The organism is Lactobacillus psittaci DSM 15354, assembly GCF_000425905.1.
Taxonomy (GTDB): Bacteria; Bacillota; Bacilli; order Lactobacillales; family Lactobacillaceae; genus Lactobacillus; species Lactobacillus psittaci.
In genome coordinates this window covers 34,331-45,043 of record NZ_KE384473.1, presented here as the reverse complement: position 1 = coordinate 45,043, position 10,713 = coordinate 34,331, and the positions used below count along the sequence as shown (strand labels likewise).

Genomic DNA, 10,713 nt, shown 5'->3' with positions numbered 1-10,713 from the left:
TCTTTAGTTGTTGGTGTTGTTTCTGTGTGAGCACTGTTACTTAATACAATATAACTTGAGTCAACCCATTGACTGCCACCAAGGTTGTACCACTTGTGGCCATTTGCATCAGTTACATAGCCGAATACCTTCCAGCTAGTACCATGTGCTAAATATCTCTTAGTTGGTTCGTTACCTGGCTTTGACCAAACTAAAATACCATAACCAGGAACGTAGTTAACACGGCCAGTTGTATCGAGCTTTACTAATTCTTTCTTAACATCATAGTAACCTTGACCCTTAGTAGAATCCTTAGCTACGTAACCCATATCTACAGTAGCAGCCATTGCTGGTTGAGCTACGCCCATTAATGTTACACCGGCTAATGCAGCTGCAGAAGCTGATTTTAAGGTATCTTTTTTCATTGTTAATCCCTCTATATGTTACAAAATCGTTACAATGTTTCAGTTCAATTACATAATAACACAGTTACGAAAATTCTCAATAGATTTTCTAACTTCAAATATAGCATTAATTTACTTTAAATTTTAAAAATCTCCTATTTGATTGTTTTAAGCTCTTATTCGTAGAAAAACAATCTATTAATTTTTGATATAATTACAATATATTTTCAAAGGTAGAGTTAAAGTATGGTTTATGTCAGTTCTCTACAATATATGTTTATAGACGGAACCAACATTATTCTTATGTGGACTATGGCTGCACTAATAGCTAATATCAAATCCTGGTGGTATTGGTTTTTCTTACCAGTCATTACATTTTCTCTATCATCAATTGGCTCTGACAGCGCATTTCTTTTTAGTATTGCATTATTTTGCTCATTTTTATTATCCAGAATTTTTCAGTGGAGAGATTTCAAAACTAATTTTTATAAAAATATTTTGGGTATTTTAGTTGCCATAGGAATTAATGAAATATCAGATTTTTCTTCATTTATGTTAGTATTTAATTTTTTTAAAATAACTTTGAATGAAAGAATTATCAATGGCTGGTCAATTATTACAATTTACTCAATTTTTAACTTACTAATCTGTACATTACTACTTATTTTATTTAAAAAAACTATCTTATTAAGAACTGTTACTTTAGCAGATCAAAAAACACTTCTCTTCGAAGTTGGAATTTTTGAAATTACAGTAATTTTATTTTCCGAAATAATGAAAGCATACAACGTCTTAGGTATAGCTAGAAACGTTATGTTTTTATTCATAATTGTACAATTCATGACTTCAATGTTCATCATCAATTCAAATCGAAAAAGACAAAAAGAAGTTGCTGCAAACATTGCCTTATCATCCCAAATTAAGACAATGAAAATATATCTTTCTGAAATTGAAAAGAACTATCAAGTCATCCGTAAGTTTAAACATGACTATAAAAACTTACTTTTAGGACTAAAAATAAGTAATGATAAGTCCTTAGATGAAACGTATCTTAATGACTTAGACAGCTATTCAAATCAAGTATTAGACCAAAATATTTCTTTATTTAATGATTTGGCTAACATAAAGATTGAATCTATTAAGTCGCTACTTTTAATTAAGTTAATTGAAGCTCGGCAAAAGAAGATTGATACTAATTTCTTCTGTAAGAAACCTCTTCAAAATATTCCTGTACGTGATGTAATTTTAGTTAGAGTACTTGGGATTGTTTTAGATAATGCAATTGAAGCTAATGAAGTAATTCAAGATAAAAAAATGACCATCGGAATTAATCAAACCGAATCAGATATTAATATAGTTGTTAAAAATCATTTTAGTGGTAATCCATTATCCCTAAAGCCTGGTGAATCAACTAAAGGGGCAAATAGAGGCTTGGGATTATCTACTCTTGACAATATAAATAAGCAAACTAAGAATTTAGACATTAAGCAATATGTTGAAAATGCGAGTTTTGTAACTTTGATCACTTTAAAAGGATAAATTATGACACTTTCAATTTTTTTATGTGATGATAAGCCTAATTTTTTGAGCTACTATCAAAAGCTAATTGATGATTTAATTCATGTTAATGGCTATCAGATGAAGGTGGCTGTTTCTTCTGAAAAAGCTGATACTATTATTGATTATCTTAAGAAGAACCAGATAAAAGAAGGGCTTTGCTTTTTAGACGTAGACTTAAACACCACTTATGACGGGATTGACTTAGCCCAGACAATTTCAAAACTTAGTCCTGATATAAAGATTGCGTTCCTCACGTCTTATAGTGATTATGCCTTGGAGGCAATTCAAAGTAACGTTGAACCGATAGACTATATAATCAAGGGGAATTCTAAGGAGCGTGAACAAATAAATAAAATTCTTGATAAGGTATCAAGCCAAGTTATAATTTCAGATGATGCCTTACCTTCGAATTTCAACTATATTACTTTGTCTAACGGAACTTTAGAATATAAAATTTCAATTTCAAAAATAATGTATGTCGAAACTGCAACTAAGCCACATATGATTTCTATTATTGGTGAAGACTTTAAATATGACTTCTATACCAGTCTAGATGATATTCAAAAACGAATTCCGCAATTAATCCAGGTTCATCAATCAATTCTTATTAACCCAGCCAACGTAACACAAATAGACTATAAAAATAGGAAGATATTCTTTTCAAATAAGAGTTCATGCTTTTTTGCAGTTAGAAAAGCTAGTCTTTTAAAGAAATATTTTTAAGATAAAAACACCTTACAATCATTAGACATTTTGTCTGACATTGTAAGGTGTTTTATTTTGCTTATTTAACCACTAGTACATTATATTAATCCACTGGTTAGTTCCAACCCGATACCAGGTACCATGGTTGATAACTTTACCAGTAACTTTCCATCTACTACCTAATGGTAATACTTGACCTGTTGCCTTGCCATAGCCATAAGGAGAATCATAAACCTTATTGCCTTGCTTCAAAGTTACAGTAAAAAGCTTATTTGCTTTAATGATACCAGTAACACCACTAGCTAGAGGATCACTTTCATTAATGGCGTATTTACCTTCAATCCATTGGTTACCACCTAAGTTATACCAGCTATTATCACCAATGTATTTAATCTTGAAGAACTTCCATCTACTACCATTTGTTAGATATTTATTACTACCTGTTACCCCAGGATTAGACCAAACCATCACTTTGCTATTTGGCCAATAACTAACCCTTACCACTCCAGTTATGTTATTGGTTGCATTTGAAGTGGTTGTGGCTTCTGTGTGAGCATTATTATTTAATACGATATAACTTGAGTCAACCCATTGACTGCCACCAAGGTTGTACCACTTATGACCATTGGCATCAGTTACATAGCCAAATACTTTCCAGCTACTGCCATGTGCCAAATATCTCTTAGTTGGTTCGTTACCTGGTTTTGCCCAAAGTAAAATACCATAACCAGGCACATAGTTAACACGGCCAGTTGTATCAAGCTTTACTAATTCTTTCTTAACATCGTAGTAGTTAGGTCCCATTGCAGGATTTTTTGCTACATAGCCCATATCTACAGTAGTAGCCATTGCAGGTTGCGCTACTCCCATCAATGTTAATCCAGCTAGTGCAGCTGCAGAAGCTAATTTAATCACATGTCTTTTCATTTTTGCGCCTCTATACGTTAAAATCTTTACTACAACTTCAGTGTAACACTACCCCTCCATTTTGCAAACGGTTCCAAAAACATAATAATTCAAGTACTATGAAGCTCTATATAAATATCAACATAAAAGTTACGGAGGTGGGAGCCATGCTAAATTGGATAGACTGGAGTTGTATGGTTAGTTGATTTTAGCTTATTTGATAACAAAAAAAGCTAATCATAAAGATTAGCTAAACAAAACCAGTCGTTCAAGTTACGATTGAGGTCAGCGAGATTGCAGCTCGTTGGCCTCTTTTTATTTACAAATTATACACTAAAAAGTTTAATATTCCAACTATTTTCCATGTAAGAAACAATCATCTCTCATTGAATGGCACTATGTACCATTATTAAACCAAAACAGTCATTGAAGCAGCAACAACAATTAAAACTAATCCTAAGACAGTTACCACCATTTCTCTCTTGGCCTTGTTTTGTCCTAGTAACCAAATACCTGATAAAGTTGCCAAAACTACTGAAGTTTGTGAAAGAATAAAACCAGTAGCAAGACCGTTCATATTTGGTTGGGCAGAAATCAAATAAGTTAAAGCTGCAAAGGCAAAGAAAAAGCCTGAAATAATATGCTTGTATGAAATTTTTTCTTTAATTGCTGACTTTCTTTGGTGCTTTAATGATAAGAAGATAGCATAAATTACAGAAACTAAAACCATCCCTGTTGCTTGTGGCAAGAATGCTTGCAAGCCTGACACATGAGCAGCTTGTGGAGCAGCTGAATATGCCCAGTAACCTACTTGGCCAATTACTAATAATAAGATGGCCTTTTTCAAAGTTTGCTTATCTTCATGGCTCTTATTTTCAGTCCAAACAGTAAGCCAAGCACCACAAATGATTAAGATTAAAGCTAAACTCCCGATTGTCTTGTCAAAGCTACTTGGCCAGTCACCAAGAGCTAACACGCCCCAAAGTGAAGTCACGATTAATTGTAAAGCGGTTGAAATTGGCATTGCACGTGATGATCCAATCAAAGTGAATGATTGGAAAGTGATGATTTGCGCACTTGCCCAACCAATTCCAGATAAAACTGAAAAGACAAAATTCATTCCAACTGGTAATTGAATTTTAAGGGATAAAGTAACAATTAATGCGAAAATAAAGGTTCCAATCGTTGAACCTAAGATTTGATTTTCAGGCTTTCCACCAATTTTACTTGCGATTGTTGGATATAAGCCCCAACCCACAAAAGGTCCTAGGCCAATTAAAATTGCGAATGTATTCATATTAAGTCCTCATCTCAGAATGTATAATACCGCTTTCATAACAGTACAAGATGAAATTTTATCATACTTCGCAATCGCTTTCAATAACTTTTTGAATTAAATCCAGCCCTTATCTCGCGCAAGGTTAAGTGCTTCCAAACGTGACGAGGTTCCAGTCTTGCTGAGAATAGAAGAAATATAGTTTCTCACCGTTCCTTCTGACAAAAACAGCTTTTGAGCTAACTCTTTAGTAGTAGCGACTTGTTCAAGCATTTTGAGAATTTCTAACTCTCGTTTAGTTAATGGATTGTCGACTTCATTTAAGACCCCACTCACAAGTTTGGGGTCAAAGACGGTGTTGCCTTCTAAGATGGCTCTAATTGCCTTTACCAGTGAATCACTAGGACTATCTTTTAAGAGATAACCATCAACTTTTTGCGCTAATGCTTCTTTGAAATAATTAGCCCGAGCAAAAGTCGTTAAGATAATGATTTTCCCTGGATAATCTTGCTGGCGCAATTCTTTAGCAATTTCTAGGCCGCTTTGTTTGGGCATTTCAATATCAAGTAAGGCTACATCCACTTTTAAGTCCATTATTTGACTAGCCACGTTTTCACCAGTTAAACTAGTGCCCACTACTTCAAAGTCTTCTTCTAAATCAAGTAACATCTTTAGAGCTGAATTTAACAACTCCTGATCTTCAGCTAAATATAAACGTGTCATAACTACTCCTTAGGTAAGCTAATACTAATTTCTACCCCATTTTTATCAGAAATTGCAAAGCTTCCCTTTAACTTATCAACTCTAGCCTGCATCCCGCTAATGCCAAAATGTTCCCGACTGGAATGTTTATTAGTTTTATTTTTTAAGCCAATCCCATTGTCTTTAATTTTGACAAAATAGTTATTGCTATCTTCATTAAAATTAATCTTAACTAAATTGCCATGACTATAACGAATAGCATTAGCAATAGCTTCTCTAATAATAAATGATAACTCATTTTGAATATTATCTGGCCAAGTGAAGGCTTGCTTTTGATTCTCAGTTGTTAAGTCAAATTGTGCGTTTTCTAAGTTTTCACTCTCAACAGCCAAGACTTGGACCAACTTTTGTTTGCGTAAATCAGCTACGATTTCACGGACTAAGCTTAGATTATCCCGCGCGTTCTTGCCAATTTGTTGAATTTGCTTCTTGGCTAAGTCTGGATTTTTATCTACTAATTTTTCAGCTAAATCCGCACTAATTGCCAGGGTTGAAAAGACTTGCCCTAAATTATCATGTAATTGTCCTGCAATCCGGTCACGTTCAGATTGTTTAACAATGATTGATAAACGCTGATAATCCTGCTTTAAGGCAAATCTTTTTCTTTGAGAAATCGCAAATGAATGGGCAAAAAAGACGCAAGAATAAGCAAAAATTAAACCAAAAGCTAAATTGAAATCAAAGCCTTGTTTGAGGATAGAAAAGATAGCACAAGCTGTAATTACAGTCAGATAAAGAATTGCGCGTTTCATAAAAATATGAGGCTTAATTTCACTAAAGCCAATGCAAAAGCCGGCGAAAATAAAATTATAGTAATATTGGTAGTTAATCACCCATAAAGCTGCAATGATAATCATGATAATGATTTCCCAATCATATCTGGGAATTTCATCCCCATAAGAATCACGATAAAATTTTGCAAATGGAATTAGGGCTAAAACGCAAACCCAATCAAGTAAACTTTTAAGTGGCAAGGCAATAAAAAACGCTACCAGCAAAAACAATAAATAGTAATAAGGCATGGCCCCATACTTTTTTGGAAAGAGGACATGCCTATTTAAAAATTCTTTCAATCTTTTTCTCCTTAGTAATTAGGCTTTACGACCCTTTGTTTTAATAACAAGTCCTAAGATTAAAACTAGCACAATCAGCCAAATGAATAAAGTTTGTAATTGGCTAGTTGCCAAGTTTTGTTTTAGAAGTAAGTTTAAACTTAACTCTGAAACTGGATGACCTAACATAATTTTACCAATTTTTTGCAAATAATCTGGCATGATGCTTAACGGCCACCAAAGCCCTGACAAAATTGCGATTGCAAACATGAGTAAGTTAGCCAATGCTCCAACCGCATTTTCATCGCCAACAAAAGAAATTAGCACACCAATTAAGGCAAAAGGAATACACAAAATCGGCACTGCAACTAGTAAAACGAGCCAATTTTCAAAAGACAAGTTTACCTTATTAACAACCACACCGACTAAGGCAACAGCACTAATTGCGATTAGATTCATAATTTCAAATACGACAAAGATGTTGGTATAGTAACTAGTTAAATTAGCTGGTGATAACTTAACAAAAAGTTTAAAGCCACTTTTATCATCACTTGATAATATCCTTGATAAAGTTGTCAGTGAATTAATTAAAATACCATAAACTATCATACTGACTAAAAAGCGCTTATTCCAACCTGCTGGAGCATTACTAATTGCAACTTTAGTATAAATTAAGTAAAAAATAGCTGGTAAAGAAATGGTGAAAATAAAGAAGAAAGGATTTCTAAGTAAGAAGCGTTTTAGGTTGATTTTTAATTGATAAGCAAAGTTTTTCATGATTAGTCCTCCATCCACTTTTTCATTAAGCTTTCGAGATTACTTTGAGCGATTTCAAGATTTTCAACTTGATTGAGATATTTGATGAAGCTTGGCAAAAATAAGTTTAAATCATTAACCTTTAAAGTATAGTGATTGTTGTTTTCATTAATATCTACAACTGCAGGTAGTTCAGTAAAGCTTTCTTTTTCAAGCTGACTGACAAATTTAACTTGAACAGTCTGGTTCTGCTCTTTCATTTGCTCTAAACTGCCATCAAAAACTAAGCGATGATTATTAATAATTAAATAGCGGCCTGCTATTTTTTCAAGTTCTTCTGGATAATGGCTAGTGATCAAAAAAGTAATACCCAGCTTTTTAAAGCCGTTAATCTTTTGCCAGAATTCATTTCTAGCATCAACATCCATCCCCGCAGTTGGCTCATCTAAGTAAACTAATTTAGGATTGCCGGCCATAACAATTGCAAATGAAACTCGCTTCAATTGGCCACCAGATAACTTATCAGTAAATTTATCTAGTAAAGTTTCAATTCCTGCTAATTCTACTAATTTCTCAAAAGGTAATGGATTTTGATAAAAAGATCTCGCTAAATTTACTGCCTCTTTTACTTTTACTCTGTCTAATCTAACTGAATTTTGTGACATGACCCCAATCAGATTGCGGTCAGGCTTAGCTTGTTCAAAGATTTTAACAGTTCCAGAATCTTTAGTAATTAAGTCATTAAGGAGTCTAATCAAAGTGGTTTTTCCTGCACCATTTTTTCCAAGTAAAGCCACAATTTCTCCGGCTTCAATTTTGAAATTAATATTACTTAAAACGGGCTTTTTATTAAATGATTTAGATACATTATTTACTTCAATTGCGTATGTCATTAATTCTTCCTCCTTTAACTATCTCTAGTTTATCGGAGAAAGAAAACACTCTGTAGTAAGTTTCATCATGATAAAAGATGACATTTGTCATAAAAAAACAGCTAGGTCAAAAACCTAGCTGTTTTAATTATTTGCCCCGTTGGGCTTTTTCTTTTTTCTTATTTAACTGTTTAACTTCTTTTTTAGTTAAAACTGGGAAGCGCAAGACAAAATTACTTCCACTACCTAAGACGGAATCAACGCTAATCTTACCGTGGTAACTTTGAGTTAGCTTTTGGGCAATTGATAAACCTAAGCCATTACCACCTTTTTCACGTGTTCTAGCCTTATCAACCCGGTAAAAGCGGTTAAAGATTTTACTCTTTTCACCTTCAGAAATACCTTCACCAAAGTCTTGTACACTAACAACAGCTTCGCCATCTTCAACACTCGAACTAACAATAACTTCTTTACGGTCAGTTGAATACTTAATGGCATTATCAATTAAGATAATCAACAATTGTTCAAAATGACTATGATACATTTGAATCATAGTATCTTCACTTAAGTCATTATTTAATTGCAAGGTGAAGTCTTGGTGCACTAACTGTAAATCACTGACAACTCTAGTTAGAACTTCAGAAACGTTAGTAACTTCATTCGGATATTGAATATCAATTTGTTCAGCCCGCGTTAAATCAAGCATTTCCTGAATTAAATGCTTCATTCGGTCAGCTTCTTGTAAACTAGCTTTGATTGATTCCTCTAAGATTTGTGGATCATCCTTACCCCAACGTTCAAGTAAAGAAAGGTGTCCTTCAATTACAGCAACTGGTGTCCGTAATTCATGAGAAACATCCCCCACGAATTGTTTTTGCTGCTGAATATAACCTTGAACTCGGTCAAGCATTTGGTCAAAGCTCTTGGCCAATTCGCCCAATTCATCTCGCCTTTGCAAATCAGGAATTCTGACTTCACTGTTAGGATCTTTATCAATCTCGCGAGCGACTTTAGACATTTCATTAAGTGGCCAAACAATCCCCTTAATAATGAAGTAAGAAATCAAAATAAAAATACAAATGGCGATTACTGATACCCCAATCATCCAGGCTCTTAAATTATTAAGCATCCGATTGGCACTGGACATATCATCAGTAACAGCAATATAGCCGGTAATCTTGTGACTTACACTTGATCTAATTGGCTTATACAAAGTTAAACTTTGTTTACCAACTTCATTGTTATTTTTTTGTTCCAGATGGGTAACATCACTGATAAATGGTGCTAAATTTCGACCGTTGGTAAATACAGCTTCACCTTCACGGTTAAAGACTACTACACTAATATCCTGATTAGTAAGGTTTTGCAAGATATCATCATCAAAAAGATTCTCGCTCTCACTATCAGATGAAATTGTGGGTCCCCCATTTAAAATTCTTCTTGTATTAGGAGAAAGGGCTGGAACAACATTTGAAATTTGTAATTCTTTATTAATGTCAGTTAAGCGCCTTTCAAAATTTTCAATAACATTGACCGTGACTTGACGCTCTTGGTTAAAGAACTGCTGACTAACTAAAGAATAGATTATAACTGAGAACACAACAAAAGAGACCGTAATGGTTAAGGCCACAAAGCTCACCCATTTTTTCACCAAAGAGGTGTGATTGGTCTCTTTTTTGTTAGTTTGCTTCTGGAACTGGCGCATCGTCTTCTCTTACCATATATCCAGTACCTCTAACTGTCTTAATGTATGAAGGACGGTCAGGAGCATCAATCTTATTACGTAAGTAACGTACATAAACTTCGACAACATTAGTTTCAATATTGGATTCAGGTCCCCAGATTTTATTTAAAAGTTGTTCACGGCTAACAACATTATTCTTGTTTTCAATCAAGGTCATTAATAAGTTGTATTCACGCTTAGTAAGGTCAATTACCTTATCATCACGGTGGACAATTCTGTTTGCAGTTTCAATAGTTAAATCATTAAACTTAATGACCTTTTGCTTAATAGCAGCATTGCCTGAAACTTTCTTTTCAATTCTAACGCGGCGTAATACGGCACGTAAACGAGCTAATAATTCTTCAATTGCAAAAGGTTTAACAATGTAATCATCAGCACCATGATCAAGACCAGATACACGATCGATAACTGAATCACGGGCTGTCATCATAATAATAGGGGTAGTCTTAACTTGTCTTACTCGACGAGCAATTTCTAAACCATTAAGATCTGGAAGCATTAAGTCTAATAAAATTGCATCAAAATTGTTGTTTAAAGCTAAATCTAGTCCCTTACGACCATTATTTTCAACTACAGTTTCGTATTCTTCATGTTGTAATTCAAGTTGCACGAAACGTGCCAAATTCTTCTCATCTTCAATAATTAAAATCTTTGCCATTATATCAACCTTCTACCAATATCAAAAATTTAATAACGC

10 protein-coding genes and 1 pseudogene are annotated in these 10,713 nt (G+C 33.8%); 2 read left to right on the top strand and 9 right to left on the bottom strand.

Features of this window, described 5'->3' with window-relative positions; all coding sequences use genetic code 11:
• A pseudogene (locus H628_RS07465) lies at nt 1-404 on the bottom strand (hypothetical protein); the annotation flags it as partial.
• A gap of 561 nt (nt 405-965) precedes the next feature.
• On the opposite strand from H628_RS07465, the gene H628_RS0104545 reads away from it, so the two are divergent.
• Nucleotides 966-1,922 (top strand): GHKL domain-containing protein, encoded by a 957-nt coding sequence (locus H628_RS0104545; RefSeq protein ID WP_162139506.1) that lies wholly within the window; start codon nt 966-968, stop codon nt 1,920-1,922.
• 3 nt (nt 1,923-1,925) lie between these two features.
• Entirely contained in the window at nt 1,926-2,666 is a 741-nt protein-coding gene (locus H628_RS0104540; RefSeq protein ID WP_027825372.1) for a LytR/AlgR family response regulator transcription factor, read from the top strand.
• A gap of 72 nt (nt 2,667-2,738) precedes the next feature.
• On the opposite strand, the gene H628_RS07320 is transcribed toward H628_RS0104540, so the two are convergent.
• The 8 genes from H628_RS07320 to H628_RS0104500 form a co-directional block, all read right to left on the bottom strand.
• On the bottom strand, nt 2,739-3,575 hold the full coding sequence (locus tag H628_RS07320; protein ID WP_027825371.1) for an SLAP domain-containing protein: 837 nt from the start codon (nt 3,573-3,575) through the stop codon (nt 2,739-2,741).
• 388 nt (nt 3,576-3,963) lie between these two features.
• Nucleotides 3,964-4,851 carry a ribose/proton symporter RbsU gene (gene rbsU / locus H628_RS0104530; protein ID WP_027825370.1) on the bottom strand — a complete coding sequence of 296 codons (888 nt, stop codon included), beginning with the start codon at nt 4,849-4,851 and terminating at the stop codon, nt 3,964-3,966.
• A 96-nt stretch (nt 4,852-4,947) separates the two neighbouring features.
• The gene (locus H628_RS0104525; RefSeq protein ID WP_027825369.1) at nt 4,948-5,553 is read right to left on the bottom strand and encodes a response regulator transcription factor; all 606 of its coding nucleotides are present in this window, start codon (nt 5,551-5,553) and stop codon (nt 4,948-4,950) included.
• Between the two features lie 2 nt (nt 5,554-5,555).
• Nucleotides 5,556-6,665, bottom strand: coding sequence for a sensor histidine kinase (locus H628_RS0104520; protein ID WP_027825368.1), 1,110 nt, complete (start codon nt 6,663-6,665; stop codon nt 5,556-5,558).
• Nucleotides 6,666-6,683: 18 nt separating this feature from the next.
• Nucleotides 6,684-7,421: an ABC transporter permease gene (locus H628_RS0104515; protein ID WP_027825367.1), complete on the bottom strand. Its 738-nt coding sequence runs from the start codon at nt 7,419-7,421 to the stop codon at nt 6,684-6,686.
• Between the two features lie 2 nt (nt 7,422-7,423).
• Complete coding sequence (locus H628_RS0104510; protein ID WP_027825366.1) at nt 7,424-8,293, bottom strand: ABC transporter ATP-binding protein; 870 nt, start codon at nt 8,291-8,293, stop codon at nt 7,424-7,426.
• A 127-nt stretch (nt 8,294-8,420) separates the two neighbouring features.
• Nucleotides 8,421-9,977 carry a HAMP domain-containing sensor histidine kinase gene (locus tag H628_RS0104505; protein ID WP_027825365.1) on the bottom strand — a complete coding sequence of 519 codons (1,557 nt, stop codon included), beginning with the start codon at nt 9,975-9,977 and terminating at the stop codon, nt 8,421-8,423.
• Entirely contained in the window at nt 9,952-10,674 is a 723-nt protein-coding gene (locus tag H628_RS0104500; RefSeq protein ID WP_027825364.1) for a response regulator transcription factor, read from the bottom strand. The genes H628_RS0104505 and H628_RS0104500 overlap by 26 nt, the downstream gene beginning before the upstream one ends.
• Nucleotides 10,675-10,713: the final 39 nt, after the last annotated feature.